Here is a 23,713-nt window from a genome sequence, read left to right as displayed (position 1 = left end):
TGTTCAGGGGGAGGGTGGCGAACCAGTCGCCGAGGGCGTGCGCCTGGCGCGCGCCAAGCTCGGAGAGGGGACATCGACATCGCGCTCGGCGATGGCGATCAATAACTGTTTTTCCGCTTCGGCGGCATCGCGCGCCACGTTGCCGGCGCTTTGGCCGTGACGCACGATCCAGATTTGCTGCGGCCATTTCTGCTCCATCGCCTCGCGCCTTCCTCTATATTGATTGCGATCCAATATAGACGAAAGCGGCAAGGCGCGGCGCGCCGCTGGTGTGGCTGGACGCGCTTAAGAACGCTTAACAAAACCGTAGCGAGCGGAAGCGAGGCTCGGCGCCCCGTTGGCTTGAGAAGCGGAACTGTGCGAAGGTACGGGGGCGCCGAGCCAGTGAGCATCGGAAACCGCAACCCGCGACGCGCAGTAGGTTTGGTTATGCGTTCTAGGCGGCGTGTTCCGCCTCATCCAGGTCAGGTGCGTCGTCGCTGTTGTAGACGGCCAGGTCGGTTTCGCCCATGACGCGGCTGGTGACGGTGCCGGCCGTGATCGAGCCGCTCACGTTCAGGGCCGTGCGGCCCATGTCGATCAGCGGTTCGACGGAGATCAGCAAGCCGGCCAGCGCGACGGGCAAGTCCATTGCCGACAGCACGATCAGGGCGGCAAACGTGGCGCCGCCGCCCACGCCGGCCACGCCGACGGAACCGATGGTGATGATGGCCAGCAGCGGCAGCAGGAAGCTGAGCGTAAATGGATCGACGCCGACTGTCGGGGCGATCATCACGGCCAGCATGGCAGGATAGATGCCGGCACAGCCATTCTGGCCGATGGTCGAGCCGAACGAGGCGGCGAAGTTGGCGATGCCTTCCGGCGTACCCAGGCGCTGGGTTTGCGTCTGCACGCTCATCGGGATCGAGCCGGCGCTGGTGCGCGAGGTGAAGGCGAAGGCCAGCACGGGGAAGACTTTTTCACGAAGCGCAAGGGGTTCAGGCCCACGCCCGCGATGATGGCCAGGTGCACGAGGAACATCAATATCAGCGCGCTGTACGAGGCGACGACGAAGTTGATCAATTTCAAGATGTCCGTGTAGCTCGACGACGCCACCACTTCAAACATCAGCGCGAACACGCCGTACGGCGTCAGGCGCAGCACCAGGGTGACCATGCGCATGACGATGGCGTGCGCCACTTTCATGAAGTGCTCGAAGGAGGCAAAGATTTCCGGCTTCTTGGCGGCGATGCCCGTGGCCGAGATGCCGATGAAGATCGAGAACACCACCACGGCGATGGTCGACGTCTTGCGCGCACCCGTCATGTCGAGGAAGGGATTGGTCGGCACGAAGCTGATCAGCAGTTTCGGCAGGGACAGGGCTTTTGCCGTTTCCAGCGAGCCTTGCAGCTGCACGCCGCGCGCCACTTCGGCCGCGCTCGACGTCAGGCCGATAGCCGTCAGGCCGAACAGCTTGGCCATCAGGATGCCGATCGCGGCGGCGACCGTGGTGGTGATGAGCAGGGTGCCGATGGTCAGCGCGCTGATCTTGCCCAGCGAACTGGCGTCCTTGAGCTTTAAAATGGCGGAAATGATGGACACCATGATCAGCGGCATGATGATCATCTGCAGCAGTTTGACATAGCCGCTGCCGACGATGTCGATATATTCATTGGTGCCCGCGATGATGGGCGAGCCGGCGCCGTAGACGGCCTGCACGGCCGCACCCAGCAGCACACCCAGGCCCAGGCCCGTGAAGACGCGTACCGTGAACGTCGCGTGTTTGCGTTGCTGGTGGAACATGAAGGCGAAGACGACCAGCGCAACGAGCAGGTTCAGAATGATGTTAATTGCCATGTAGGGGCCTTATCTTGGTTTTATTCGAGACTGCGGAGAGCACTTTACTACAAGTCATTGCTGCCCCAGCCTGGGGCGAAAGGGCAAGCACTGTACAGTACTATGGGGGTGTTTTGCGCAATACCGCTGCGAATATTACGCTATATAAATATGCTCCACAGGCATAAGTCTTTCGGATGATTGTGAAATTGGCTATTTCGTGCCAGCATGGTTTTCCCGTTTGCTAATATGCGCCCGTTATTTTAATAAGGAAAAAGATGAATGCTTTAACGGAAGTACAGGTACTCGATGCGGAAGAACGCTTGCGCTTGGCCATGATGGCCTCCGACGTGGCCGTGCTGAACGATTTGCTGGCCGACGATTTGCTGTTTACCAATCACCTGGGCCATTTGCTGAGCAAGCATGCTGACCTGGCCGCGCATGAGCAGCGCCTGCTGACCATCACCGATCTGCGCGCTTCCGAGCGCCATGTGCGCATCAACGGCCACGTGGCCGTCGTCTCCGTGCGCATGCAGTTGACGGGCAGCTATCACGACGTGGAAACGCATGGCGACTTCCGTTTTACGCGCGTCTGGGCGCAGGACGCAGCCGGCGCGCTGCAAGTGATCGCCGCCCATTCCGGCGTCGTGGCTTGAGGAGCAGGATTTAGTGGATCATCGTTCCAAAGGGCAGCTGTTTGAAGCTGTCATCGCCGCCGGCCCCGCCACCCTGGCCATCACGGCCGGCTATCCCTTGCTGTTGTACAACCTGGTGCGCACCTGGGCCGACGCCCCCGGCACCAACGCGCTGGCCGCGCTGCTGCTGACGGGCGGCCTGTGGGCCTTGCTGGAATTCTGGCGCATCGCGCTGGCGACGGTGGCGCGCAAGGCCTATGCCTTCAACTGGCGCTTCTGGCTGGCCATCGCGAGTTTTCTTGCCTGCTTCGTGCGTTTCGTGCCGGACATGCCGGCCGGACTGATGCTGCTATTGCTGGTGCTGCCGGCGCTGGCGTGGACGCATTTCATCTTGCTGCAGATCAAGCGACCAGGCAGGACTTGATTGCTGGAAGTGTCGTAGCGGGAGCGATATATCATTATTGAAATCCAAAAACTGGGCGAGCAATTCCACGTGATAGCGTCGAAATCCGACTCTTTCATGGCGACTTATTCAGATGCCGTCAAACTGCGCGCGGCGCAAAAGCTGATTAAACATTGTTAGATGCGTGGAGGGAAAAACAGCTTGTGAAAAACCCATGAAATTGCTGGGAAGAGCGACGTTCATGGGCCAGCTAATGGCTATGATTCTGCATAGCCACGATATTTATTTAATTTGTCCGGGAACAAGAAGATGTTGGGTTCACAACGACTAATTCCGTATATGATGTCATCCAACTAGGGCGGGGGCGTTATTTTTCCAGGCCGGAACAGTGACCGAAATAGTCTCGTTGCTGGGATCCATTGACAACAGCGGAAATTGACTTTCATTCATCATCCCAGCGCCAACTAAAACTCGATACCCATCTTTGCTCAATGCTATATTATTTATTAATCCCATGGATGGCGAGGTGATAGTTTTGGTGAGTATTGTATTTCCCGTATCAAACACGTATATAGCCCCCATGAGCCAGTTGGCCCTGCTAGCACCTGCAAGATAGAATTTTTTCCATCCGGTGAAAAAGATGCGGCATAAATTGGAAACGCTCCATCGAGTGAAATGACATGGGAAATAGAATTGCTGCTTGCATCAATGATGACTAATTTCTTGATATAGTTACCTACTCCGTTAACTAGAAGGTATGCCGATTTTCCATCGGGGCTAACTTTAAGTTGTTCAGGACTGCCGAGTGATTTTACATCGATAGTGGCGTAAACGCTGTCTGTTGCAGTGTCGATCACGCTTATCGATCCGTCGGAAAAATTAGGTACATACAGCCGCACACCGTCAGGCGAGATGGCAGAAGAAAATGGTGTTGCTCCAACTTTTATCACGCTCAAAACCTGACTCGCATTACCATCCATTACGACAACATTGTGTGATTCCGGTAATGGAATATAGAGTTTCTCCCCATTCGGCGTAAAAACAAATCCATAGATTCTGCCAGCTCGATCATTAGGCGAAAAACGATCATTGGGTAAGGAGAAACTTCTCTCGAAAGAATCTGTTTTTGCATTAAAAACAACAACATCATGCATGGCCGTGCCATCATTGGAAACAGTAGACCGAACTGCATAAATATGTTCGCCACTAGGATCTACCTCAAGTTTACTTAGGTATTCATTTTCCGGCACGGGAATGGTATTTATTATTTTCAAAGTTACCGCGTCAATTTTTTTGATTTCAGACGAGCCAAGCAGGTAGGAGTAAATAGCGCCTCCTGCAGGTATGTCAGCAAATGCAGCCGTGCATAAGGAGAAAAATAGAAAGAAAGAGAGGCTGATTTTTTGCAATGAAAATCGGAAGTATTTCATATTCTTTGTCGCCTTATGGTTTTAGTTGGGTGATGGTGTTTAATTTAAATGCAGTATTTTTATATATTATGTGCTGATGGGTAGGGGTGCCTATTCGTTGCGGGGCTAATTTTTTTGCCCTATTGATAAATTTTTGGAATCTGCATCATTCGAACCATTATCTTGACACGCACGCGGATGGGGGTGATACCATAAATTCTCTTGCCAGTACGCGGAAAAATCAAGCTGCAGTACTATCCTGCGTAATATATGATGGGGGAATCAAGTGAAAATATTCTTTACGTGGAAACATGGCTATTCCCACGCTTTTGTACTCTACATGGGAATATTTTTATCGATATAGGAATACTCCTAAATGTATATATTTTCATGTGACCGAGTGCTGGTTTTCGGGGAAGTGACAGATGGTATGAGTAGCGTAGGCGCACTGGAAACTGCGATGGATGGTGCGTGCTCATGGCAATCTTGCGAATCAGCTTGTAAGGGTTGTCGGCGTTAGTCGATACCTTAGCCGGAGTGAGGTGTGCTGCACCTATTGCTCCAGTCTGCATTCATATCATTCTGGCAGAGGCCTTGACGTCTTTGCTTATCGACAGCTGCGGCGCTGGCACGATGCATGCGTTACCATCTGTCCACTGTGCGCGATGCGGTCGTGTTTGGAAAGCGGCTGAGTGACATTCGACTTAGGGCGGAGAAATCGATGTACAGATAGCCGCATCCAGGTCGTCAGGAAATTTTCTTGGCGGAATTTGGTGAAATTATTATTTCAAATAATGCAGTCCATGACTGGTGTTCAATTGAAAAAATAGAAATTTGTTGGATGTGTAGTGCCTGGATAAATGCTCGCTTGTTATCGGTGGCGCCCGGCAGCAATGCGCCTGTTGACTATGACTCGCCGTCGCTATCCTGCGCGTCCAGCCACTGTATCCGTCCATTGCCCGCCTCATGCAGATGGGCGAGCAGGGCGGTGGCCGCCGTTTCAGGCAGGCTGAAGTCGAACAGCACGGCGTCGCCGTGTTCCACGTTCAGCAAGGTGGCGTCGGCGCCGTCGAGCTCGCGGCGCAGCATGCCTTCCATCGCATACGGCACCGTGCAGCGCAGGGTTCGCTGGCGCACGATGGCCGTCTTTTCCGCCTGCAATAACGCTTGCGCTACGCTGTCCGTGTAGGCGCGCACCAGGCCGCCCGCGCCCAGCTTGATCCCGCCGAAGTAGCGCACGACGGTGGCCAGCACGCCTTCCAGGTCCTGGTGGCGCAGCACGTCGAGCATGGGCCGCCCGGCCGTGCCGCTCGGTTCGCCATCGTCGACGGCCGCCGACTGCCCGCCCGCCAGCAGCGCCCAGCACACATGGCAGGCGCCCGGATGCTGCGCCTTCAAGTCATTGACCACCTGCTGCGCGCTGGCGCGGTCCGTCATCGGCTGCACGCAACCGATGAAACGGCTTTTCTTGATGATCAGTTCGCTGTGGACGGGGGCGGCAATGGTAAACGGCATGGCGGGTGCGAAGGCGGGCAAAGCAGCATGATAGAGGAAATGCGCGCCGGGGACGAGCCGTTGGCCGCTTACTCCGTTGCGACGGCCACCAGTTCGCGCAGCGCCGCATCGCGCACCTGCAGGATCTCGAACAGCCCCAGCGCATGCAGGGCGGGCAGGGCGTCCACAATGTCGCGCTCGGCAATGGCCTTTGCGTCGCTGCTGCTGGCGTCGTCCAGCCACAGCCGGGCATTGGCGAGAAACGCGCCCACCGTGCCCTTGCGCACGGTGACGCCATTGAACTGGCCCTGGTTTTGTTGATCCGGTAAGACGTCTTCTGCACGCATGGTGAACTCCTGAAGGTTGGAAAGACTTCACTGTATGATGACCGGATTGTCTTGCCTGCGTTGTTTATGTCATTCGATACGTCAAATCCGCCAATCTTGCCGCCAGCACCGTTGCTGCGCGCCATGCGCATTGTCCAGCCGCAGGAAAGGGTGACGGCGGCGCACCGCCATGCCAGCGGCCAGCTGTTCGGCGCCATGCGGGGCTTGCTCTCCGTTACGGCCGACAGCGGACAGTGGGTGGTGCCGGCCAGTCACTGCGTGTGGGTGCCGCCCCATCACGTCCACGCGCTGCGTTCGCACGGCCCGTTTGCGGGCTGGAGCGTGTATGTGGACGAGGCCAGCTGCGCCGGCTTGCCCGCCGCGCCGTGCGTGATGCGCGTCTCGGGCTTGCTGCGCGAGGCGGTGGGCCGCGCCAGCACCTGGGCGAGGGCGCGCTGGACGCGCGGCAGGCCCGGGTGGCGGGCGTGATTCTCGACGAGATCGCCGCCGCGCCGCACGAACCGTTCGGATTGTCGCTACCCACGGACCCGCGCCTGCTGCGCGTGGCGCGCGCCGTGCTCGACGACCTCGCCGACGAGCGTGGCGTGGAAGCGCTGGCCGCCTGGGCCGGCGTGTCGCCGCGCACCCTGGCGCGCCGATTCACGATCGAGACGGGCTTTACGCCCTCCGCCTGGCGCCAGCGCGCCCGCATCCTGCGCGCGCTGGAACTATTGGCCACCGGCCAGCCCGTGACGACGATTGCGCTGGACCTGGGCTACGACAACGTCAGCGCCTTTATCGCCATGTTCAAGCGGGTGATGGGGGTGACGCCGGGGAGGTATGGGGAAGGGGTGGCATAGCTGGCGCGCAAAACAAAAAAGCCCACGAACGTAAATTCGTGGGCTTCTCTGAATTATTTGGTAGGCCGTGCGGGATTCGAACCTGCGACCAACGGATTAAAAGAACGCGAAGCGCTCAATATCGAGTACCTTGGTGCAGCGGCATTAGTGGCGCTTGTTGCGCTACTTTCCTTGTGCGGCGAAAGACGGTTTTCGGGTACTGGAAGGTCGAATCCGTGGATCAGGGTTTGATGGGCACGGCTCTTTGTCATTAGTTGTTGGCCCCGTTACTTATAGATTGGGCTTCTTTACTAAGAAAACCAGATTGGGAAGTCCGATCCATTTCTGGGCCGCGCAGCAAACATTTGCGCTTCCCGTAGAGTGGTTGATGGTTGCAAAGTGGTGGAACGGTACTGCGTTAGCGCTTGCGCTCCTGCCTTGAGATGGGTTGAATTTTTGAATCGCCAGGCGGACTTTTATCGCTGATTACTTTTGCACAAAATAATATTTGTGCAAGCGTCGTTTTTTGAGGATTGCCTGAGATACACTACTGATATTCTCTTTAAATACCCTCTCAGTCGCTGCCACCTGAACTTGCCTATGGAATCGAACGAACGTTGGGACTATCTGGTAGCTTTGGATGACGAGCTGCTCAAAGGTGGGGTTATCTTGTCTGAATGGTGCTCATTTATTGTCCGGCAGGCCGATATTGCTTTCGTAAACGGCGCTCATCTGGCCTCGATCCTTACTGTCGTCTCGGCAATAGAGACTTATTTACGTGCCGAGCACTCGGTAAGCGGGAAGGAACGTCTTGTAGATTTGATAGATTGCCTCCCCGGGGCATCAAGACTTAGAAACGATTTGCATTCATTGAGAAAGTATAGAAATTTTTGGGTGCACGTAGATGATCCTTGGAATGATCAAAGCATTATAGAAAACCCAGAATTTTATGAGGCTGAATTGGAGAAAATGGCAATGCATTCGGTCAAATTGTTACGCGAAGTTATCTATAGCGCGCCGTGGATATAATCGCTAACTATTGAGAAGAGTAACTACTGAGAGATAAATCTTGAATCAGCGCTTGCGTTTCTTGCTTGATACCAATATTTTGATACCACTTCAGGATTCGATGGTGGTGCTTGAGCCTAGTCTTGCCAATTTTTCCCGTTTGGCGAATGCAGGTGGGCATCAGCTTCTTTATCATCCTGCCTCCGAAAAGGATATCAAGCGCGACAAAGATAAAGAAAGACGAGATAGAACGCTTGCACGGTTGGCGCAATACACCCGACTTGATGGTGTTCCGTCAAGTCCTTGCAATACGAACGAGACCTCAGCCAACGATGCCTGTGATAATGACATTCTTCATTCGCTTGAATGCTCTGCTGTTCATGCCCTAGTTACTGAGGACCGTGAAATTCACAATAAAGCACGGCAAGCAGGGCTGGGTACCCGGGTCTACAATATTCAAACTGCCGAGGATTGGCTTCGACGGCTCCACGAGCCATCGGAGGTTCAACTCCCCAATATTGATGATGTTCACCTGTATGAACTCACTAATCAGCTAGACTTTGCGCTCTTTGATAGTCTTCGTGAGAGTTACGATGCGCCTTCTCGGAGTTTTAATGCATGGTTTCGTGAAAAAGCTCAAATGGGAAGGAAAGCGTGGGTTGCTCGAACTGATGATGGAAAACTTGAGGCAATCTGCATTTACGCGATTCAAACGGATGAGGTCATTAATGATTCTCATGCGCAACTCAATGGATTGTCGCTTAAGCTATGTACATTCAAAGTCGGTGAGAAAATTCGGGGAAGAAAGATAGGTGAGTTATTCCTTAAGGCAGCCTTTCGCTTTGCAACGGAAAATCGATGTGAAAATATATTTGTCCATACTAATTCTGGTCAGGTCTATTTATTAGCGTTGCTTGAGGACTTCGGATTTCGGAAGAAGGGAATGTACGGCGAAGATATAATGCTAGTCAAGGAGCATCCAATTAAGCCGCCGGAGTCCACATTGTCGACGCTTGATTACGCACGTCTGTTTTTTCCCCACTTTCGTCGTGATGAATCCGTACAGAAGTTTTTGATCCCTATTCAGCCACAGTTTCATCAGATCCTTTTCCCTGATCTAGCAAGGCAGGCCCAACTATTTTCCTCCGTTTCGGCAGCTGGAAATTCTATCAAGCAGGCATACTTATGCAAGGCGCCCACCAACCAAGTAAAGCCCGGTGATGTGGTGATTTTTTACCGGACTGTTGATGAAATGTCTGCAACATCAATTGGCGTTGTCGAATGTTACGAGGTTCATAACGATGCGGCAAAAATTATGCAAGTTGTGCGGCGTAGAACGGTCTACAGTCAAAAAGATATCGAACTAATGGCGCATACCGCCACCAAAGTTATGCTTTTCCGGTTGGTCGGTCACTTACCCGAGCCAATGGCACTTAGCTCGTTAATAAGAGAGGGCATTGTCTCTGGTCCTCCTCAGTCAATTACAAAAATATCCGATGATTCATTCTCAAAATTGCTCTCAATCTCCAAGTGGTAGTTCAATACTCATTTCGATTAAACCTCGATATGCTGACCTTATTCTTGCGGGAAGCAAGCGTGTGGAGTTGCGTCGTGCAGTACCGACTCAGGCTATCAAGGCGATGGCGATCTATTCGTCTGCGCCTATTCAGGCCATTGTTGCCTTGGTCGAAATCGTCGAATTGATCGAAACAAATGTATCTCGCTTATGGGAAATAGCTAGGGATAATGGCGGTGGTCTTACTCGCAGTGAATTAAGAGGCTATTACAGTGGCAAGAAAACAGGCTTCGCAATTATTCTGGGTAAAGTTAGACAATTTGACATTCCCGTTGATCCCCGCCTTATCTTTTCTAACTTCACTCCGCCACAATCATTCCGATACTTGACGCCTGATGAATTGGCGAAGTTAGAGAAATTGCTAAGCCAAAGGAAGAAGTCATGACGGTGATCTTTCTTGCAGGAGTTCACGGAGTTGGTAAAGGGCATCTTGGTGCGCTGGTGTCTAGTGGATTCGGTGTGCGACATCTGACCGCTAGCCAACTTATTCGTGAGGAGAAGGGGCGCGAGTCATGGGGGAAGGATAAAGTCGTCACAGATGTTGATAATAATCAGCGCGCACTAATTCAAGCTGTCGGACGGTTGCGTGATTCTGGGCAGGTTCTATTGCTGGACGGGCACTTTGTCCTTCGCGCGCCTAATGGTGACTATATACGCTTGGACATCGGAGTTTTCTCGGCCTTGAAATTGTCCGGGGTTGTTTTGCTATGTGAAGAGGCTGATAGAATCGCGGCACGCCTCTTGCGGCGCGACGGCGTCCACACGACGCCAGACTCTATTCGGGCGCTCGCAGCGCAAGAAGAAGCGCATGCTCGTGAGGTTTGTGGGGAATTAAGCATACCTCTTGCAGTATTGGCGTCGCCTACGGAAATTAGTCTGACTGACGCCATTCGAAGGCTTGTTAACGAGTGATAAATCGATGTTTGTGAGAAGTGAGGTGCGACCAGCGAGCGCCCACAAACAAAAAAGCCAACCGCGAACGGTTGGCTTCTCTGAAGTATTTGGTAGGCCGTGCGGGATTCGAACCTGCGACCAACGGATTAAAAGTCCGCTGCTCTACCAGCTGAGCTAACGACCCAAAAACTTTTACAACTGCACTGCGGTAACGCTGTGCCGTATCAACATGCTTGCCATGATGACGGCTGAATCTTGGTAGGCCGTGCGGGATTCGAACCTGCGACCAACGGATTAAAAGTCCGCTGCTCTACCAGCTGAGCTAACGACCCAAGGGCGGCTATTATGACGGCCAACGGCGGTTTTGGGAAGGGCTGGACGGGGTAAGGACGGAAAAAAGCCTTGCGCGACCCTCATGCACGGTCTAATATGGGTAGGTAGCCTACCTATTTATGTGATCCCATGCCCACTACCGAAGACCTTCCCATCCCCGAACGCGCGCTGGCGCTGTCCGATGACCTGCGCGTGGCGTTCAAGCGCCTGTTGCGCTCCATGCAACGCGAAGGGGGCGAGCTGGAGGGCAACGTATCGATGATGCAATACATGCTGCTGGCCCTGATCCACGAGCAGCCCGGCATCGGCGTGGCCGCGCTGGCGCGGCTGCAGAATGTGCGCGGGCCCACCGTCAGCGCCCAGGTCAAGTCGCTGGAAGAGGCGGGGCTGGTCGAGCGCAGCGCGCCCGATCCGCAGGACCGCCGGCGTTCGGGCCTGCAGGTGTCCGCGCAAGGCTTGACCATGCTCGAAGCCCTGCGCGCGCGGCGCCGCGATGCGCTGGCGCGGCGCATCGCCCGCTTGTCGCCGCAGCAGGTCGATGCGCTGGAAGCCGCCATGCAGCCGCTGCTCGAGATCGGCCAAGCATGAGTCGCCACGATCAAGCCGCAGGCGCAGACAAAGGCGCCGTAAAACCCGTCACCGAGCGCGAAGTGCGCGCCATCTACCTGGGGCTGATGGCCGTGCTGGGCCTGGGTGCGCTGGACCAGAGCATCGTCGCCACGGCCTTGCCGCGCATCGTCGACGACCTGGGCGGCATGGCGCATCTGTCGTGGGTGGTCACGGCCTACGTGCTGGCCTCGACGGCCACCATGCCCCTGTACGGCAAGCTGGCCGACCAGTATGGCCGCCGCCCGATGATCTTCACGGCCCTGCTGACCTTCTTGCTCGGTTCCGTGCTGTGCGGGCTGGCGCAGAACATGACGGAGCTCATTATTTTCCGCGCCATCCAGGGCCTCGGCGCGGGCGGCTTCATGCCGCTGGCGCAAATCATCATCGGCGACATCGTGCCGCCGGCCGAACGGGGCAAGCGGCAAGGCATGGTGCCCATCGTGTTTGCCGTCACCAGCGTGCTGGGGCCCGTCCTGGGCGGCGTCATCACGGATGCCCTGTCATGGCACTGGATTTTCTATGTCAACCTGCCCATCGGCGCGGTCGCCTTTGTCGTCATCGCGCGCGCCATGCGCAAGCCGGCGCGCACGCATGCGCACAAGATCGACTACCTGGGTTCCGCCTTGCTGACGGGCGCCGTCACGGCGGCCCTGCTGGTGCTGGCGCTGGGCGGTACCGAGTGGCCGTGGGACTCTCTCGCCATCAAGGTGTGCGGCGGCGTCGCCGTGCTGCTTGGTATCTGGCTGGCGGTGCACGTGGGCAGGGTGGACGAACCCGTGCTGCCGCCCGACCTGTTCGAGAACCGCACCTTCAATATCGCCAGCCTGGTGATGGCCATGACTTTCATGGGGCTGATGGGCGCCAGCGTCTTCTTCCCCTGTTCTTCCAGCTGGTGATGGGCACGAGTCCCGCCGAATCGGGCGTGATGACGGTGGCGATGATGGTGGGGCTGGTGGCGTCGTCGATGTTCAACGGTCGGGTGCTGTCGCGCTCGGGAAAGTACAAGATGGTGCAGGTGGCGGGATTGGCCGTGGCGCTGCTGGCGTTTGCCGTGCTGGCCTGGGCCATGGAAACGTCGCGCGGTTACTGGGTCATCGAGCCGGCCATCTTCCTGCTCGGCACGGGATTAGGATGGGTGATGCCGAACATGACGATCGCCGTGCAAAATGCCTTGCCCCTGGCACGCCGCGGCGTGGGCACGGCCATGCTGGCCTTTTTCCGTTCGCTGGGCGGCTTGCTGGGCGTGACGGCGTCCGGCGCCATCCTCGCGCACCAGCTGCATAAGCATGGCGTGGAAGCCGTGTCGGCGCTGGGCGCGCAGGCGGCGGTGCAGACGGTCGAGGTGTACCGCCATGCCATCGCCAGCGTGTTTGGCGCCGGCGCCGTGCTGCTGCTGGTGGGACTGGTCTTCCTGCTGTTTCTGCCGGAATTGCCCCTGGAGGGGCATCCGGCAACGGTGAAGGACGATCAGTAGCGCTCAAGCCAGTGCGCGTACGGTGCCGGCAGGGTCCACGAGGCGCGCTCCACGCCGAGTTCCTTGGCGGCAAAGTATGCCCAGTGCGGATTGGCCAGGTGCGCCTTGCCGACCATTACCACGTCCAGCTGTTCTTCCTTGATGACGCGCTCGGCGATGGCCGGCGTGCCGAAGCCCCAGGCGGAGGAGACGGGCACGCCCGCTTCGCGGCGCACGCGCTCGGCTATCGGTCCCATGAAGGCCGGGCCCCACGGAATCGACACGTCGGGAATGGTAAAGCCCATGCTGACGCTGATCATGTCCATGCCGGCATCCTTGAACTGGCGCACGAGGCCGATGGATTCGAGCAGGGTTTGCTCGTCGCGGCCGTCGAATTCCAGCACGCCAAAACGGATGGTCAGCGGCAGGTGCTCGGGCCACACTTCACGCACGGCTTTCAATGTTTCCAGCAGGAAGCGGCTGCGGTTTTCCACGCTGCCGCCATAGATGTCGTCGCGCTGGTTCGAGTGGGCGGAAAAGAAGCTTTGCGCCAGGTAGCCATGGGCGAAGTGCAGTTCCAGCCACTCGAAGCCCACTTCACGGGCGCGGATGGCCGCGTCGACGAAGTTCTGTTTCACGCGGGCGATATCGTCGAGGTCCATGGCGCGCGGCGCTTTCGGCAGGCCGCCGCCGAAGGCGATGGCGGACGGGGCGATGGTTTGCCAGCCGCGCGCGTCGCCTTCAAGGATGTGGTCGTCGCCTTCCCATGGGCGGTTGGCGCTGGCCTTGCGGCCCGCGTGGGCGATCTGGATGCCGGGCACGGAGCCGGCCGCCTTGATGGCCTTTACCACCGGCACGAAGGCTTGCGCCAGGTCATCATTCCAGATGCCCGTGCAGCCGGGCGTGATGCGGCCTTCGGGCGCCACGGCCGTCGCTTCGACGATCACCAGCCCGGCGCCGCCACGGGCCATGCCCGCATAATGCGACAGATGCCAGTCGTTGGCCACGCCATCGACGGCCATGTACTGGCACATGGGCGGCACGGCGATGCGGTTGCGCAAGGTGATGTCTTTGAGGGTGTAGGGCTGGAAGAGGGCGGACATGGTGGCCTTTGTGTGTGTGGATGAAAAAGTAGGGAGATGCTGATTCGGTAGTTCGTAAATATTCGAATAATGGAATTAGTATAGCGCATGCTGTATGATTCTGCTCATGCGCCCACACAAACATCCTCCCGCCAGCGAATTCGTGCTCGAAAGAGTGCTGTATGCCTTGAGCGATTCGATCCGCCTCGACATCGTGCGCCACCTGGCCAGAGTCGACGCGGCCGCTTGCGGCGATCTCGACGGCGGGCGGCCGAAATCGACCGTCTCCCACCATTTCAAGGTCTTGCGCGAAGCGGGCCTCGTCTACACGGAAAACGCGGGCACGACGCACATGAATACCCTGCGCCGCGCCGATATCGAGAGCCGTTTCCCCGGCTTGCTCGACGCCATCCTCGCGCAACAGCCGCAAACGAATCAGTCCTGAGCCAGTCCTGAATCTGCCGTAGAATGCCTGCAAGATTGCCGAATTTGCAGCATGGGCGGGCAGTCCTGACCTGAAGGGCTGACGACGCATGAAAATTTTCGCACGGTATCGCTGGTGGTGCGCCACCGCTTTCCTACTGCTGACTGGCTGCTGGCCTTACACGGAGCCGGCCACGGGCGAATATGCCGCCGTGCTGCGGCGCGGCGAAAAGGTGACCAAGGCCGATACCTACGGGCGGTTTGCCGCCTTGTCGGTCGAGTACCGCCAGGGCGGCGGCTCCCTGATGTCCACCGAGAATCACTCCATGCGGCTGATACATAAGGACAAAATCGTCGTCAAGGCCACCGATGGCATCGAACGCTGGACCGATTTCGCCCAGCCCGTGTATTTCGTCAAGCGGCAGGAAGACGATGGCATGCTGGCGCTGGTCCACGAGCAGGCGGGCAAGGCCGTGGTCGAGAAGATTGCGGCGTCGGAATACGGCTACCGTGGCAACGAGACGTACATGCATGGCTTCCCCTGTCCCCGGGCGTGCGCTATTTCCCCGTCGACCAGCGTCCCGGTTTCCTGTTGCGTGGCCTGCCGCTGAAAACCACCGTGCTGCCCAGTCCGCCCGAAGGGGACGGCTACCTGCAAGCCTATGTTCTGGCGGCCATCTCGCCCGACGGGGCATCGTTTGCCTATGTCGACAGCGAATATGCGCCGTCCGTGGTGCTGGTGGTCGATGCGGACGGCAAGCGGCGCGAGCCCATTCCGCTGCCGAGAATCTATCTGGCTGACGCGCCGATCTACCAATTCAACCCGTACGAGCGGCTGTGGGCCTGGTCGCGCACGGCGCTGGCATGGCACAAGAACGGCGCGGGCGGCTGGGAGGTCAGGCTGGACGGCGTCGTGCCGGGCGCGGCCGGCGCGCGCAATGCGGTCGAGCAATTGTTTATCAGCGATCAAACCGGCTACCGGACCTGTTTTGCCGCCGCCAATGCCGCCTGTCTGCCGGGCTGGCGCAGGCCGCACGCCGCCGAGCTGCGCCGGACTTTGCCGGGCGATGGCGACGCGCCGCCGTTTGCCTACGTGCCGTCAGCCCCTGTAAACGCCTTTGGTGCCGGGGTCGGTTTGCTGTTGCTGTCCAGGGGCTGCTGCCGTGTGCCGTCCTACCATCTGTATCTGGATGGCGCGCCGGCGGCGGTGACCGCGCAATTGTCCGCGCGCTTGCGCGAGAGCAAGACGCCGTTCGTGCGCGTCGACGAGTGTCCGCGCCGCACGGGCAATGACGGCAAGTGCGCGGCGCAGCTGGCGCAGCAGCTCAAGCGGCCCGAGTCGCTGGGGCGCGAGCTGGAGCAGTTGCTCGACACCTGGGACGGGCAGGACGGCGTGCTGTTCGTCATGCCGTCGATGGCGGTCGCGGTGCGCGCGAACGCGCAGGGCGGCAGCATCGTCCAGACCCTGTTGCGTGCGGATTTTTCGCGCAAGGACTGATATCGCTCATCTGCCGCGCGTCACCGAAGTGCCAGGCTCGGCTATGATGTCGGCCTTTCGGTAAATCCTCAGCCGCGCGCCTGTTGCGCGATGGGCTGGCGACGAGACCTGGCACGGCAAGGATTGGGAATGACGGCAGCAGCAGTGGTATCACAGGCGGACCTGGCACATCGTCCGCAGTTTGGCTGGATCAATGGTTTGAAGGCGGGCGCGGCGCAGTTGATCGTGTTGCACCATCTGGCGTTTTACGGGCCCATGTCCGACTACGTGCAGCCCCTGTGGCCCGAGTTGCTGGACTGGCTGGGCGGCAGCGCGCGCATCGCCGTGCAAGTGTTTCTCGTCATCGGCGGCTTCCTGGTCGCAAAATCCCTCTCGCCCGGCGGCCGTCCCGGCATCGCCACCCCGCTGCAGGCGATCTGGCGACGCTATGCCAAGCTGGCGCCGCCATTCCTGGCCGCCACCTTGCTTGCCGCCGTGATCACGCCTGTGGCCGGCATCTGGATGCTGCACGATTCCATGTCGGCCGCCGTCACCCTGGGCCAGCTGAGCGCCCATGCCTTGCTGCTGCACGGCGTGCTGGGCTATGAATCGCTGTCGGCCGGCGCCTGGTACGTGGCCATCGATTTCCAGCTGTATATGCTGACGGTATCGCTGCTGTGGCTGGGCGGCCGCCTGGCGGGCCGGCGGCGCGGACGCTGGCTGATGCCGCTGGCCGTCACCGTGGGCATCACCTTTTCCCTGCTGTATTTCAATCTCGACGCGGACTGGGATAACTGGGCGCCGTATTTCTTCGGCAGCTATGGCCTCGGCATGCTGGCCTGGTGGGGCAGCGACCCGTCCCGCAAACCCGGCGCCATGACCGCGCTCATGGCCATGGCCGCCGTGCCAGTCCTGCTGGCCCTGGCCGTCGACTACCGCAGCCGCATCGCGCTGGCGCTGATCGTCGCCTGCGCGCTGTTCCTGTTCGGCCGCGCCCGCACGCCGTCGCAGGGCGGCGCCTGGAACATCGTCAACGCCCTGGGCCGCATCTCGTATGCCGTCTTCCTCGTGCATTTCCCCGTCAGCCTGCTGGTGAATGCCTTGTTTATCACGTATGTGCCGCTCGAACCGGAGTGGCAGGCGCTGGGCATGCTGACGGCCTGGGGCGCCAGCCTGGCGTCCGGCGCCGCGTTTTACCGCTGGGTAGAGGTGCCGCTGGGGCGGGTGATGGGCGCGGTGGTCGCGCATCTGGCCGGGAGGCCGGCGCTGGCGTCGCGTTAAGATCGATGGCGTAGTGTTCCGGCGGCACCCTTGCTCGAAAGAGACTGGTTGTTTCCATTATTTGTTACTACAATAAATAATGAGAATCACTTTTGATGCCGTTAGGTTGACGAAAGCAAATGAACGCGAAATCGCAAAATACCGGCAAAGCCTCGGTTGATCCCGACGATGCGCCCGAATTGACGAACGGTTTTTTCGAGCAGGGCGTCTGGCAAGTGGGCGACAAGCCCGTTTCCCGTCCCGAGGCGCAACAGGAAGTGGCGCGCCGCCGCGGCAGGCCCGCCGGCACTGGCGGCAAAGTCAGCACGACCATACGCTTCGACGCCGAGATCCTTGATGCCTTCAAGGCCACCGGTGATGGCTGGCAAACGCGTATGAATGATGTATTGAAGGAGTGGCTGCGATCCAGGCAAGCCTAGAAAACAAAAAAGCCAACCGCGAACGGTTGGCTTCTCTGACGTATTTGGTAGGCCGTGCGGGATTCGAACCTGCGACCAACGGATTAAAAGTCCGCTGCTCTACCAGCTGAGCTAACGACCCAAAAACTTTTTACAACAACTTCGGTAACACTGTGCCGTAAAAAAATGCTTGCTATAACAACTCGCAAGCAGATCAGTACTGCGTATTCGTGGTAGGCCGTGCGGGATTCGAACCTGCGACCAACGGATTAAAAGTCCGCTGCTCTACCAGCTGAGCTAACGACCCGAAGAAGAAAGATTATAGGGGGTGCCCGGGATTCTGTCAAACCTAACGGGCAACTTTTTCCCCGCTTTTACTTTTTGCCGGCCCGTTCCTTGGCGGCCTGGGCCGCGCTGGAGTCCGGGTAGCGCGCGATCAGCGCGTTCAGGGTCTTGGTGGCGTTCGGCTTGTCTTTCAGCTCCGTGTAGCAGCTGGCGATGTTGAGCATGGCGTCGGCCGCTTTCGGGCTGTCCGGGTAGTTCTTCAGCACAGCCTGCTGGGCCGTGATGGCGCTCTTGCAGTCGCGCTGGGCGTAATAGGCGTTGCCCAGCCAGTATTGCGCATTGGCCGCATAGGCCGATTCCGGATAGCGTTTCACGAAGCCGTCCAGGGCCGTGACGGCGCCCTTGTAGTCGCCCGACTTGAACAGGCCGAACGCGGATTCGTACGCGCTTTGCTCGGACACGCCCACGGCCGCTTCCTGGCCGTCGATGGTGACCTGGCGCGGTTCGAGCTTGCGCAGGCGCGCGTCGATGTCGGTATAGAAATCCTTCTGGCGCTTTTGCACATTCGCCAGGTCGTTGCCCAGCACTTCGATCTGGCCGCGCAGGCGGGCGATCTCCTGCATGGTCTGGTCGTGCTGGTTGAGCATGCTCAGGGTGCTGGTCTTGTCCGCCTTGGCGTCGATGCGGCCGTTCAGGTCGCGCGCCATGGCGTCGACCTTGGCGCGCAGCTCGAGGATGGCTTTGCGTGCTTCGTCGTCGTCGAACAGGGCGGCGTTGGCGTGCAGGGGCAGGTAGGCAAACGCGGCCATCAAGGCGGCGGCGACGCCGGCTTTCGAGAATGTCATCATGGGTCGGGCTTTCTAAGGTTACGCAAAACATGCAAACGGGGCGCCGGGCGGTGAATCACCGCGCTGCGCCCCATTATTATGCCTATGACTGGCCAGTTAGGTAAGCGTCAATGCTTGCGCGCTCACCCTTGAACATCAATAAACGATGTCAGCGCGGCGGTTTTCAGCCCATGCCGCTTCGTTGCTGCCTTGTGCTTTAGGCTTTTCTTTACCCAGCGACACGGCTTCCATTTGGCCTTCTGGCACGCCCAGGGCGGCCATCGACTTGCGCACGGCTTCAGCACGTTTCTGGCCCAGGGCCAGGTTGTACTCGGCGCCACCGCGTTCATCGGTGTTACCTTGGATCAGGATCTTGCGCGATGGGGTTTTCACCAGGTAAGCAGCGTGGTTTTGCACGACTGGGGTGTCCGCTTCACGCACGACGTACTTGTCGAAGTCGAAGTAGATGCTGCGGTTGGCCAGCACGCCTTTTGGATCGTCCAGTGGATCGACCGATGCGGTCGTTACTGGCTGAACTTGACGGGTGTCAACTGGAGCTGCGACTTTTTCAGGAGCGCGCTCAACCACTGGGGTCTCTGCCACTTTGACTGGGGTGCTGCAGGCGGACAGCAGGGCTGCGGTAGCGGCGATGAAAGCCAAACTTTTAAAGTTACTCATTTTTATTCTCCGGGTCATGGTTAAAGGTGAAACTGTACAGCATTTACTTCATAAAAGGACCCCAGGTGGGCTCCTTGATATTGCCAGCTTGCGTAGTCAAACGCTGTTTGACGCGGCCATCCACCGATACCACTGCCAGCGACTTGCGTCGTCCGGATTCGGTCGCGTACATGATATATTTCCCGTTGGGCGAAAAGCTCGGTGATTCGTCGTTGGCGGTGTCCGACAGGCGCAGTTCCTGGCCACTAGCCAGGTCGAGCGCGTAGAGCTGGAAATTGCCGTCGCGACGGGAAATATAAGCGAGTGTCTTCCCGTCGGACGAGATCCGCGGGCTGATGTTGTAGGAGCCGCCAAACGTCACGCGCTTGGCTTCGCCGCCGCTGGTCGACATGCGGTAGATTTGTGGTCCGCCGCTGCGATCGCTGGTGAAGTAAATGCTTTGGCCATCGGCCGAGAATTGCGGTTCCGTATCGATGCCGCTGCTGTTGCTGACGCGGCGCAAGCCGCTGCCGTCGGCATTGACGGTGTAGACCTGGGTATGGCCGTCGCGCGACAGGGCCACGGCCAGGCGCGAGCCGTCCGGGCTCCAGCTCGGCGCGGAATTGCTGCCTTTTTCATTCGACACGATGGTGCGCTGGCGCGTCACCAGGTTTTGCACGTAGACGATGGGCTTTTTCTTTTCAAACGACACATACGCCACCTTGGTGCCGTCCGGCGACCACGACGGCGAAATGATCGGCTCGTTCGAGCGCAGGGCGACCTGGATGCCTTCGCCATCGGCGTCGGCGATTTCCAGGCGGTATTCGCGGCCCGATTGCGTGACGTAGGCGATGCGCGTGGCGAACGCGCCCTTGACGCCCGTCAGCTTTTCATAGATGTCGTCGGCGATCTTGTGCGCCAGCAGGCGGTTGAACTGCGGCGCGGCCGCATTGTTCATGCTGGAGATCTGCGCGCCCTTGATGGTGTCGAACAGCTTGTAGCGCACGTCCAGGCGGCCATCGGCCATGCTTTGCACGCTGCCGGCCGCCAGCGCGTCGGCGCCGCGCGACTTCCATTGCTCGTAGCTGACGGGCGCCGTTTCCGACACGGGCGCATCGGCATCGATCAGCTTGAACACGCCGCTGCGCGCCAGGTCGGCCTTGATGATGCTAGATAACGATTGCGGCGCCGCCGATTCATTGGCAAAGGTGGCGACCGCCACCGGGATCTGGTTGCTGCCGATCCCTGTAATTTCCACGCGCAGCTGCGCCTGGGCGCCGGCCGCGCCCAGCATCAGGCCGGCGCAGAGCACGACGTAGCTCATTTTTTTCATGGTCATCATTTAGGCAAATCCTTCATCTCGAATATGAGTTCAATCTCGCGTTCCACAGTGCCGTCTTTTTCTTCGGCAGTGGCGACGATTTGTTAATGGCGTTTTCCACCGAGCTGTCATACGCCGGCAGGCCGCTACTTTTTATCTTTCGGACCGAAATAATTTCCCCAGTTGGCAGTTGCTCGATCTTGAACACGGCGCGCGGGTTGCCCGGCACGTCCGTGCTACCGCTGTACGCGATATTGCTCTTGATCTTGCTCGTCAGGGCAGCGACATAGCCGCTGTCCTTGCGTGGCGCGGTCGCTTTCGCGGCCGTGCCCGTTGTACCGGCGCCCGCCGCACCCGTGATGCGGCTCATTTCCGCGGCGCGCGCCTTGTCGGCGGCTTTTTCTCTTCCGCCGCTTTTTTCGCCTTGGCGGCTTTTTCCGCCGCCGCTTTTTTCTCGGACAGTTCTTTCTCGGCTTTTTCTTCCGCCGCTTTTTCTTTCTCTTTGGCCAGCTTGGCTTTCTCCAGCTTGTCGGCCTTTTCCTTCTCGAGCTTTTCAGCCTTGTCTTTTTCTTTCTGCTTCTGTTTTTCCAGTTCGCGCTTTTCTTCCTCGCGTTCCTTCTGTTCCTGCTTGCGGCGTTCTTGCTCTGCCGCTTTCTCTTCTTTCAGCTTGGCCTTCTTGCGTTCCAGGGCGATTTCCGCCTCGCGCAGGTCGACCTTCGGCTCGGGTGCGGCCTCGGGCGGCGGCGGCGGGGCCGGCTGTTCCACTTGCGGTTCCGGCGGCGGGGCCGGTGTCGGCTCCGGTTCCGTCGCCACGTCGGGCGGCGGCGCGGCCGTCTGCACCTTCATGTCCCACACTTCCGCTTCGACGGCGACAGGTTCCGTATTTTGCCAGTGTACGCCCACCCACAGGAAAAACAGCAGGCCAAGGTGCATCGCCAGCGCCAGGCCCAGCGAGGGCCAGCGGCTGCGTTCGCGCGGCACGCTGTAGGGCTTGCCGAGTACATGGTCGATTTGTTTGTTCTGCAAAGTCTAGTCTATCTAAAAACGGTCAAGTCTGGAAACAGGATGCTGCGCTTACTTGGTGGCCAGGCCGACGCGGGTAATGCCCATCTTTTTCGCTTCCGAAATGAGCTGGATCACATCGTCGTACTTGCTTTCCTTGTCGCCCGCGATCATCACGGGATAGTCTGGATTGCTCTCGTGCAAACCGCGCAGCTTGCGCAGCAGGGCGTCGCGGTTCGGTTCCGTTTCCGGCGACAGCTGTTCCTTGCCGATCACGCCGATCGACAGCGAACCATTCGGTTTCAGCACGATCTGAATATAGTCATCGGGCGGTTTCGCCGACTTTTCCGCGTTGGGCAGGTTCACCACGCTGGGATTGTTCGACGACGGCATCACCATGAAAATGATCAGCAGCACCAGCATCACGTCGATGTACGGCACGACGTTGATCTCGGACTTGAACTTGCGGCCGCGGCCGCCGCGCATGCCGCCGCTATTGAAGGAGGAACCCATGGACGCTGCTCCCTCTTAGCGCGACTGGCGCTGCAAGATGTTGGAGAATTCCTCGACGAAGCTCTCGAAGCGGATCGCCAGGCGGTCGATGTCGTGCGAAAAACGGTTGTAGGCGACGACGGCGGGAATCGCGGCGAACAGGCCGATGGCGGTGGCGATCAGCGCTTCGGCAATGCCGGGCGCGACGGCGGCCAGCGTGGCTTGCTGCACGTTGGCCAGGCCGCGGAAGGCGTTCATGATGCCCCACACGGTACCGAGCAGGCCGATGTATGGCGAGACGGAGCCGACGGACGCGAGGAAGGCCAGGTGCGATTCGAGCACGTCCATTTCACGCTGGAAGGCGGCGCGCATGGCGCGGCGTGCGCCGTCGAGCACGGCGCCGACATCCAGCGCGTCGCGCGAACCGTAGGAAGCCTTGCCCTTGATGAATTCACCCATGCCGGCGTCGAAGATGCGGGCCAGCGCGCCGCTCTGGTCGCGGTTGCCGCTGGCGTTCTGGTGCAGCGCATGCAGGTTGCCGCCGGCCCAGAAGCTGCGTTCGAATTCGATGGTTTGCTTGCGCGCCTGGCGCACGGCAAACATCTTGCGGAAAATATAGGTCCAGCTGGTCAGGGAAATCAGCAGCAGCAGGGCCATGATCAGTTGCACGATCAAATGGGCATTGGTGATGAGCGCGAGGAAAGAAAGATCTTGTGTAACGTTCATTGGCTGGCAGTCTGTTGGGTGAATTATCCGGGAGTGGCGGTAGGGCTCAGGCGGCGCGCATGCGGGCCGCGACGGCATCGGGCACGGCGCGCGGGCGCAGTGCCGAGTCGACGCAGCCGATCTTGACGCGGGCAGTGTTGAGCAGGCGGTCGCCGCACCAGGCTTGTTGCAGGAAAACGATGGAGGCGCGCCCCATTTTTTCTATGCTTAGGGTCAATCTTACCGTGTCATCGAGCCTGGCTGGCGCATGATAGTCGGCGTTGACGCTTTTGACAACGAACATCGCGTCGTGCTGTTCCAGCAATTGCTGCTGGCCCACGTCGATGGCGCGCAGCCATTCGGTGCGCGCGCGTTCGAAGAATTTCAGGTAATTTGCGTAATAGACGATGCCGCCGGCGTCGGTGTCTTCATAGTAGACACGTACGTTCCAGGTAAAGACTGAAGGCATGTTTATTGCGCCAGTAGTGAGATTGAGCAACATTTTACGCGATTTTTCTTCTTGTGACTGTGGGCGCTTGCTGGAAAGCCATGCAAAAGCTGCATATAAGTTGCACCGCAGCATTGTAAATCCGGCGTGTGCAATGGCAAGCCTCGTAACATACGCTTACAAGCCGCAGCCAGGTTTAAGCCCAGCTTAAGCACCGCGCGCGCGCGCCGGGGCGGCCTGCGGCCGTGCTCTGGCTGCGGTGGCGCGCGGCGATTATAGCTGCACGGTTGCATTCCTTGCTCAATTTGGGCACTTAACTTACAATTTGACTTCCATTACGTCTCACGTGACTGGCGAAAAGTCGGGCGATCTCCATGAGTGGCGATCGGCAAACCGGCGAAAGGTGGGCACCCACCGGGAAACGTGAGATTTTTCATCAGCCGTTCGCCTGGGTAGCCACTATGGAAAAGCACGAAGAGGCTGCCCGTCCAATGTTGTTATTCACTTAACGCCGGCTCCCC

Annotated in this window: 27 protein-coding genes, 4 tRNA genes, 2 pseudogenes and 1 riboswitch; of the genes and pseudogenes, 15 read left to right on the top strand and 18 right to left on the bottom strand. The window is 58.6% G+C overall.

Features of this window, described 5'->3' with window-relative positions:
• Window positions 1-3 precede the first annotated feature (3 nt).
• Both ACRHIG_RS25850 and ACRHIG_RS25845 read right to left on the bottom strand, forming a co-directional pair.
• Window positions 4-198 (bottom strand): hypothetical protein, encoded by a 195-nt coding sequence (locus tag ACRHIG_RS25850; RefSeq protein ID WP_489628366.1) that lies wholly within the window; start codon window positions 196-198, stop codon window positions 4-6.
• A 238-nt stretch (window positions 199-436) separates the two neighbouring features.
• A pseudogene (locus tag ACRHIG_RS25845) lies at window positions 437-1,782 on the bottom strand (L-cystine transporter).
• A gap of 311 nt (window positions 1,783-2,093) precedes the next feature.
• On the opposite strand from ACRHIG_RS25845, the gene ACRHIG_RS25840 reads away from it, so the two are divergent.
• Both ACRHIG_RS25840 and ACRHIG_RS25835 read left to right on the top strand, forming a co-directional pair.
• Window positions 2,094-2,471: a nuclear transport factor 2 family protein gene (locus tag ACRHIG_RS25840; RefSeq protein WP_326458497.1), complete on the top strand. Its 378-nt coding sequence runs from the start codon at window positions 2,094-2,096 to the stop codon at window positions 2,469-2,471.
• A 13-nt stretch (window positions 2,472-2,484) separates the two neighbouring features.
• Window positions 2,485-2,874: a hypothetical protein gene (locus ACRHIG_RS25835; RefSeq protein ID WP_489628365.1), complete on the top strand. Its 390-nt coding sequence runs from the start codon at window positions 2,485-2,487 to the stop codon at window positions 2,872-2,874.
• 485 nt (window positions 2,875-3,359) lie between these two features.
• Here ACRHIG_RS25835 and ACRHIG_RS25830 read toward each other — a convergent pair whose 3' ends face one another.
• The 3 genes from ACRHIG_RS25830 to ACRHIG_RS25820 all read right to left on the bottom strand — a co-directional run bounded on the left by ACRHIG_RS25830 (window position 3,360) and on the right by ACRHIG_RS25820 (window position 6,103).
• Window positions 3,360-4,283, bottom strand: coding sequence for a hypothetical protein (locus ACRHIG_RS25830; RefSeq protein ID WP_489628364.1), 924 nt, complete (start codon window positions 4,281-4,283; stop codon window positions 3,360-3,362).
• 885 nt (window positions 4,284-5,168) lie between these two features.
• Window positions 5,169-5,777: an IMPACT family protein gene (locus tag ACRHIG_RS25825; RefSeq protein WP_489628363.1), complete on the bottom strand. Its 609-nt coding sequence runs from the start codon at window positions 5,775-5,777 to the stop codon at window positions 5,169-5,171.
• Between the two features lie 68 nt (window positions 5,778-5,845).
• Window positions 5,846-6,103, bottom strand: a complete 258-nt coding sequence (locus ACRHIG_RS25820; RefSeq protein ID WP_489628362.1) for a hypothetical protein — start codon at window positions 6,101-6,103, stop codon at window positions 5,846-5,848.
• 66 nt (window positions 6,104-6,169) lie between these two features.
• Between ACRHIG_RS25820 and ACRHIG_RS25815 the strand changes: the two are divergent.
• The 5 genes and pseudogenes from ACRHIG_RS25815 to ACRHIG_RS25795 all read left to right on the top strand — a co-directional run bounded on the left by ACRHIG_RS25815 (window position 6,170) and on the right by ACRHIG_RS25795 (window position 10,417).
• Window positions 6,170-6,942 (top strand): annotated as a pseudogene (locus ACRHIG_RS25815) (AraC family transcriptional regulator).
• Between the two features lie 579 nt (window positions 6,943-7,521).
• Entirely contained in the window at window positions 7,522-7,950 is a 429-nt protein-coding gene (locus ACRHIG_RS25810) for a hypothetical protein (RefSeq protein WP_489628361.1), read from the top strand.
• A gap of 40 nt (window positions 7,951-7,990) precedes the next feature.
• Window positions 7,991-9,466 (top strand): GNAT family N-acetyltransferase, encoded by a 1,476-nt coding sequence (locus ACRHIG_RS25805; protein WP_489628360.1) that lies wholly within the window; start codon window positions 7,991-7,993, stop codon window positions 9,464-9,466.
• Window positions 9,426-9,890, top strand: coding sequence for an ASCH domain-containing protein (locus ACRHIG_RS25800; RefSeq protein WP_489628359.1), 465 nt, complete (start codon window positions 9,426-9,428; stop codon window positions 9,888-9,890). Before ACRHIG_RS25805 ends, ACRHIG_RS25800 begins: the two co-directional genes overlap by 41 nt.
• Window positions 9,887-10,417 (top strand): ATP-binding protein, encoded by a 531-nt coding sequence (locus tag ACRHIG_RS25795; RefSeq protein WP_489628358.1) that lies wholly within the window; start codon window positions 9,887-9,889, stop codon window positions 10,415-10,417. Before ACRHIG_RS25800 ends, ACRHIG_RS25795 begins: the two co-directional genes overlap by 4 nt.
• Window positions 10,418-10,507: 90 nt before the next feature.
• Here ACRHIG_RS25795 and ACRHIG_RS25790 read toward each other — a convergent pair.
• Window positions 10,508-10,583, bottom strand: a tRNA-Lys gene (locus ACRHIG_RS25790).
• Between the two features lie 72 nt (window positions 10,584-10,655).
• Window positions 10,656-10,731 (bottom strand) — tRNA-Lys (locus tag ACRHIG_RS25785).
• Window positions 10,732-10,861: 130 nt separating this feature from the next.
• On the opposite strand from ACRHIG_RS25785, the gene ACRHIG_RS25780 reads away from it, so the two are divergent.
• The 3 genes from ACRHIG_RS25780 to ACRHIG_RS25770 are packed head-to-tail and all read left to right on the top strand — an operon-like array spanning window position 10,862 to window position 12,815.
• The gene (locus ACRHIG_RS25780) at window positions 10,862-11,320 is read left to right on the top strand and encodes a MarR family winged helix-turn-helix transcriptional regulator (protein WP_436500370.1); all 459 of its coding nucleotides are present in this window, start codon (window positions 10,862-10,864) and stop codon (window positions 11,318-11,320) included.
• Entirely contained in the window at window positions 11,317-12,237 is a 921-nt protein-coding gene (locus ACRHIG_RS25775) for an MFS transporter (RefSeq protein WP_489628357.1), read from the top strand. The genes ACRHIG_RS25780 and ACRHIG_RS25775 overlap by 4 nt, the downstream gene beginning before the upstream one ends.
• Window positions 12,237-12,815: an MFS transporter gene (locus ACRHIG_RS25770; protein WP_489628356.1), complete on the top strand. Its 579-nt coding sequence runs from the start codon at window positions 12,237-12,239 to the stop codon at window positions 12,813-12,815. The genes ACRHIG_RS25775 and ACRHIG_RS25770 overlap by 1 nt, the downstream gene beginning before the upstream one ends.
• Here ACRHIG_RS25770 and ACRHIG_RS25765 read toward each other — a convergent pair.
• Window positions 12,809-13,897 (bottom strand): NADH:flavin oxidoreductase/NADH oxidase, encoded by a 1,089-nt coding sequence (locus ACRHIG_RS25765; protein ID WP_489628355.1) that lies wholly within the window; start codon window positions 13,895-13,897, stop codon window positions 12,809-12,811. The two genes, ACRHIG_RS25770 and ACRHIG_RS25765, sit on opposite strands and share 7 nt — an antisense overlap.
• A gap of 106 nt (window positions 13,898-14,003) precedes the next feature.
• On the opposite strand from ACRHIG_RS25765, the gene ACRHIG_RS25760 reads away from it, so the two are divergent.
• From ACRHIG_RS25760 to ACRHIG_RS25740, 5 genes are all read left to right on the top strand, one after another.
• On the top strand, window positions 14,004-14,321 hold the full coding sequence (locus ACRHIG_RS25760) for an ArsR/SmtB family transcription factor (protein WP_070224713.1): 318 nt from the start codon (window positions 14,004-14,006) through the stop codon (window positions 14,319-14,321).
• A gap of 88 nt (window positions 14,322-14,409) precedes the next feature.
• Entirely contained in the window at window positions 14,410-14,910 is a 501-nt protein-coding gene (locus ACRHIG_RS25755) for a hypothetical protein (protein WP_489628354.1), read from the top strand.
• Window positions 14,853-15,797, top strand: coding sequence for a hypothetical protein (locus ACRHIG_RS25750; RefSeq protein ID WP_489628353.1), 945 nt, complete (start codon window positions 14,853-14,855; stop codon window positions 15,795-15,797). Before ACRHIG_RS25755 ends, ACRHIG_RS25750 begins: the two co-directional genes overlap by 58 nt.
• Before the next feature lie 129 nt (window positions 15,798-15,926).
• Window positions 15,927-17,057 (top strand): acyltransferase family protein, encoded by a 1,131-nt coding sequence (locus ACRHIG_RS25745; RefSeq protein ID WP_489628352.1) that lies wholly within the window; start codon window positions 15,927-15,929, stop codon window positions 17,055-17,057.
• A 119-nt stretch (window positions 17,058-17,176) separates the two neighbouring features.
• Window positions 17,177-17,476 (top strand): BrnA antitoxin family protein, encoded by a 300-nt coding sequence (locus tag ACRHIG_RS25740; RefSeq protein WP_489628351.1) that lies wholly within the window; start codon window positions 17,177-17,179, stop codon window positions 17,474-17,476.
• A gap of 45 nt (window positions 17,477-17,521) precedes the next feature.
• On the opposite strand, the gene ACRHIG_RS25735 is transcribed toward ACRHIG_RS25740, so the two are convergent.
• The 10 genes from ACRHIG_RS25735 to ybgC form a co-directional block, all read right to left on the bottom strand.
• Window positions 17,522-17,597: transfer RNA gene (locus ACRHIG_RS25735), tRNA-Lys, on the bottom strand.
• Window positions 17,598-17,686: 89 nt separating this feature from the next.
• Window positions 17,687-17,762: transfer RNA gene (locus ACRHIG_RS25730), tRNA-Lys, on the bottom strand.
• Between the two features lie 67 nt (window positions 17,763-17,829).
• Window positions 17,830-18,588, bottom strand: coding sequence for a tol-pal system protein YbgF (ybgF, locus tag ACRHIG_RS25725; protein ID WP_489628350.1), 759 nt, complete (start codon window positions 18,586-18,588; stop codon window positions 17,830-17,832).
• Between the two features lie 135 nt (window positions 18,589-18,723).
• Window positions 18,724-19,245 (bottom strand): peptidoglycan-associated lipoprotein Pal, encoded by a 522-nt coding sequence (gene pal, locus ACRHIG_RS25720; protein ID WP_034759187.1) that lies wholly within the window; start codon window positions 19,243-19,245, stop codon window positions 18,724-18,726.
• A 43-nt stretch (window positions 19,246-19,288) separates the two neighbouring features.
• Window positions 19,289-20,557, bottom strand: coding sequence for a Tol-Pal system beta propeller repeat protein TolB (gene tolB / locus ACRHIG_RS25715; protein WP_475417593.1), 1,269 nt, complete (start codon window positions 20,555-20,557; stop codon window positions 19,289-19,291).
• A 22-nt stretch (window positions 20,558-20,579) separates the two neighbouring features.
• On the bottom strand, window positions 20,580-20,915 hold the full coding sequence (locus tag ACRHIG_RS25710; protein ID WP_489628349.1) for an energy transducer TonB: 336 nt from the start codon (window positions 20,913-20,915) through the stop codon (window positions 20,580-20,582).
• Entirely contained in the window at window positions 20,912-21,571 is a 660-nt protein-coding gene (tolA, locus tag ACRHIG_RS25705; protein ID WP_489628348.1) for a cell envelope integrity protein TolA, read from the bottom strand. Before tolA ends, ACRHIG_RS25710 begins: the two co-directional genes overlap by 4 nt.
• Window positions 21,572-21,619: 48 nt before the next feature.
• Complete coding sequence (locus ACRHIG_RS25700; RefSeq protein ID WP_223278896.1) at window positions 21,620-22,060, bottom strand: ExbD/TolR family protein; 441 nt, start codon at window positions 22,058-22,060, stop codon at window positions 21,620-21,622.
• Between the two features lie 15 nt (window positions 22,061-22,075).
• Window positions 22,076-22,765: a protein TolQ gene (tolQ, locus tag ACRHIG_RS25695; RefSeq protein WP_475417583.1), complete on the bottom strand. Its 690-nt coding sequence runs from the start codon at window positions 22,763-22,765 to the stop codon at window positions 22,076-22,078.
• Window positions 22,766-22,811: 46 nt separating this feature from the next.
• A complete protein-coding gene (gene ybgC, locus ACRHIG_RS25690; protein ID WP_326457785.1) occupies window positions 22,812-23,213 on the bottom strand; it encodes a tol-pal system-associated acyl-CoA thioesterase in 402 nt (133 codons plus the stop codon).
• 315 nt (window positions 23,214-23,528) lie between these two features.
• Window positions 23,529-23,653, top strand: a riboswitch (ZMP/ZTP riboswitch).
• Window positions 23,654-23,713: the final 60 nt, after the last annotated feature.

Source organism: Janthinobacterium sp. C22, from assembly GCF_057919405.1.
Note: the sequence above shows the minus strand (reverse complement) of the source record. Positions and strands in the feature narration are given on the sequence as shown.

Coding starts and splice junctions, on each gene's coding strand:
- ACRHIG_RS25850 (WP_489628366.1), bottom strand. CDS start 198: ATGGAGCAGAAATGGCCGCAGCAAATCTGGATCGTGCGTCACGGCCAA.
- ACRHIG_RS25840 (WP_326458497.1), top strand. CDS start 2,094: ATGAATGCTTTAACGGAAGTACAGGTACTCGATGCGGAAGAACGCTTG.
- ACRHIG_RS25830 (WP_489628364.1), bottom strand. CDS start 4,283: ATGAAATACTTCCGATTTTCATTGCAAAAAATCAGCCTCTCTTTCTTT.
- ACRHIG_RS25825 (WP_489628363.1), bottom strand. CDS start 5,777: ATGCCGTTTACCATTGCCGCCCCCGTCCACAGCGAACTGATCATCAAG.
- ACRHIG_RS25820 (WP_489628362.1), bottom strand. CDS start 6,103: ATGCGTGCAGAAGACGTCTTACCGGATCAACAAAACCAGGGCCAGTTC.
- ACRHIG_RS25810 (WP_489628361.1), top strand. CDS start 7,522: ATGGAATCGAACGAACGTTGGGACTATCTGGTAGCTTTGGATGACGAG.
- ACRHIG_RS25800 (WP_489628359.1), top strand. CDS start 9,426: ATGATTCATTCTCAAAATTGCTCTCAATCTCCAAGTGGTAGTTCAATA.
- ACRHIG_RS25795 (WP_489628358.1), top strand. CDS start 9,887: ATGACGGTGATCTTTCTTGCAGGAGTTCACGGAGTTGGTAAAGGGCAT.
- ACRHIG_RS25780 (WP_436500370.1), top strand. CDS start 10,862: ATGCCCACTACCGAAGACCTTCCCATCCCCGAACGCGCGCTGGCGCTG.
- ACRHIG_RS25775 (WP_489628357.1), top strand. CDS start 11,317: ATGAGTCGCCACGATCAAGCCGCAGGCGCAGACAAAGGCGCCGTAAAA.
- ACRHIG_RS25770 (WP_489628356.1), top strand. CDS start 12,237: ATGGGCACGAGTCCCGCCGAATCGGGCGTGATGACGGTGGCGATGATG.
- ACRHIG_RS25765 (WP_489628355.1), bottom strand. CDS start 13,897: ATGTCCGCCCTCTTCCAGCCCTACACCCTCAAAGACATCACCTTGCGC.
- ACRHIG_RS25760 (WP_070224713.1), top strand. CDS start 14,004: ATGCGCCCACACAAACATCCTCCCGCCAGCGAATTCGTGCTCGAAAGA.
- ACRHIG_RS25755 (WP_489628354.1), top strand. CDS start 14,410: ATGAAAATTTTCGCACGGTATCGCTGGTGGTGCGCCACCGCTTTCCTA.
- ACRHIG_RS25745 (WP_489628352.1), top strand. CDS start 15,927: ATGACGGCAGCAGCAGTGGTATCACAGGCGGACCTGGCACATCGTCCG.
- ACRHIG_RS25740 (WP_489628351.1), top strand. CDS start 17,177: ATGAACGCGAAATCGCAAAATACCGGCAAAGCCTCGGTTGATCCCGAC.
- ybgF (WP_489628350.1), bottom strand. CDS start 18,588: ATGATGACATTCTCGAAAGCCGGCGTCGCCGCCGCCTTGATGGCCGCG.
- pal (WP_034759187.1), bottom strand. CDS start 19,245: ATGAGTAACTTTAAAAGTTTGGCTTTCATCGCCGCTACCGCAGCCCTG.
- tolB (WP_475417593.1), bottom strand. CDS start 20,557: ATGAAAAAAATGAGCTACGTCGTGCTCTGCGCCGGCCTGATGCTGGGC.
- ACRHIG_RS25710 (WP_489628349.1), bottom strand. CDS start 20,915: ATGAGCCGCATCACGGGTGCGGCGGGCGCCGGTACAACGGGCACGGCC.
- ACRHIG_RS25700 (WP_223278896.1), bottom strand. CDS start 22,060: ATGGGTTCCTCCTTCAATAGCGGCGGCATGCGCGGCGGCCGCGGCCGC.
- tolQ (WP_475417583.1), bottom strand. CDS start 22,765: ATGAACGTTACACAAGATCTTTCTTTCCTCGCGCTCATCACCAATGCC.
- ybgC (WP_326457785.1), bottom strand. CDS start 23,213: ATGCCTTCAGTCTTTACCTGGAACGTACGTGTCTACTATGAAGACACC.